Source organism: Streptomyces sp. NPDC097129, from assembly GCF_055668065.1.
Map to the genome: position 1 here is coordinate 1 of NZ_JBVOQE010000045.1, position 2,087 is coordinate 2,087.

The following is a 2,087-nucleotide window of genomic DNA, read 5'->3' on the forward strand; positions in this document are numbered from 1 at the left end:
ATTTTTATTCCTTTTTGCCTATCCACATTCAAGCTTTCAGTCTATCAAAAAATAGATTATAGCCCATATGTTTACTTAATTCTTCTTTCATCATCAGCAATAATATTGATCCATGCGATGTTAATAAAACCAATTGAAGAGAGAAGAGGGAATTCAGAAACTTCAAAACTAGATTTATCATTGAGGAAGAATACCTTTTTAGTTATCTTTCTTTTAAATATAATTTATGTAGTTAGTTACTTAATGGAAAATAAAATGATAACCGGTTTATATCTTCCCTTGTCAAGTATGGATGAAGTAGGTGATATTCATTTAGAAAATATACCTATTTTAAGAGAAATTAATACTGTATTAAGATTTGTTTTACCACTTTTAAACTTTTATCTTTATAAAAAAACTTCAGAAAAAAAATATTTATTTATGCTTATATTAACTATTTTTGTACCACTATCAAGAGGTTCAAGAAGTGCGATTATTAACGCAATTTTAATGATTGCTGCTTTTAATTTTAGGAAGATAAAGTTAAAAAAAGCCATTCTCCTTGCAGTATTATGTATTGGCATTTTAATTGTGGCTATAAGTATTGGTAATGAGAGAAGAGGTACATATACATCTAAAAGTTATGCATATGAAATAGGTGTATCTCAGACTTTTGAGGCTAGTAATCCGGTTCATGATATATTCTCCTGGTATTATGGTTATTATTCATTGTCTTTTTATAACTTTAATTCTTCCTTAATAAACTGGGAAGAAAATAAGGTGTATTTCAATGGATTGGCAAATCTTAATGGATTATTAACTTACTTTTTTGATAATTATCCAACCCAATATGAGTTTAACTCTAGAATTATTAGTGTTAACGGCGCTGCGGTAGTTCCGACAGCCTATTATTACTACTTAATAGATTTTGGAATAGTAGGTATATTAATATTTGAAATTATCTTCTATGGATTGCTATTTCATTATTATAGGAAGTCTATCAATAATCAGTATTTTAGATTAGTCTATTGTTTTTTGTTACTTCAAGTCTTAAATTTTGTTTTCTATAGTAGTTTTTACTCTGTTTGCCTATATCCTATCCTTATTATTGTTTATATCTTTAAAAAAGTTAGTCATAAAAGATCGAGGGAGAATTATAATGAAAGAATTAGTATCAGTTATAATGACGGCCTATAACGAAAAAGAAGATTGGTTGAGATTGTCTGTAGAATCTATATTAGAGCAATCTTATAAGGATATCGAACTAATAATAGTTGTGGATAATCCTAAAAATAAAACGCTTGTTGAAGTTATAAGAGAAATACAAGGTAACCATGATAATTTAAAAGTTATCATAAATAAAACCAATATAGGTCTAGCTATGAGTTTGAATGAGGCATTTAAGTATGCAAATGGTAAATACATTGCAAGAATGGACGCAGATGATATTTCTAAATTAGATAGAATTGAAAAACAAGTTGAGTTATTAAAAAATAAACCAGAAATAGCTTTACTTTCATCAACTAGCATTAAAATAAATGAAGAGGGAGATTTGCTTAAAGAGCAGTCTTCCATAGGAACAAGAGATTTTAATCAAATAAAAAATTCAATTAAATATACAAACTTTATGGTACATCCTTCATGGCTTATGAGGAGAGAATTGTTTGAGAATCTAAATGGTTATAGAGATTTTGAATGCAGTCAAGATTATGATTTCTTACTTAGAGCAATTAGCAATAATTATCAAATGTTATTAATTGATGATAAACTTATAAATTACAGGGTTAGAAAGAATAGTATTACTACTGCTAAAGCTTTTAAGCAATTTTTAATTGCAAAATATATTAAAAAGTTATATAAACAAAGGCGTTTAAGTAATAATATAGATGATTTTTCAAAGAAGAATTTAGATCATTATTTACACATTAATAATTATGAGTCAAGTTTTCATAAAGAGAAATATAATAATTCGCTGAAAAAATTCAATCAAATTAAATCTGCTGGTACCACTGTTTCTAGAATGGTAAGTTTAATTAATTGTTTTTTTTATTCGAGTTATAGCAGAGAGATTTTATTTAACTATTTAAGGTACAGATTGGCTTCTAGAT

Annotated in this window: 2 protein-coding genes; both read left to right on the forward strand. The window is 26.6% G+C overall.

The window, feature by feature from the left end:
- The coding region (locus tag AC0B9F_RS37955; protein WP_472010351.1) for an O-antigen polymerase at window positions 1–1,176 on the forward strand (1,176 nt) is incomplete at its 5' end.
- Window positions 1,163–2,087: glycosyltransferase (locus tag AC0B9F_RS37960; RefSeq protein ID WP_472010353.1), on the forward strand; the 925-nt coding region annotated here is incomplete at its 3' end. The genes AC0B9F_RS37955 and AC0B9F_RS37960, both read left to right, overlap by 14 nt.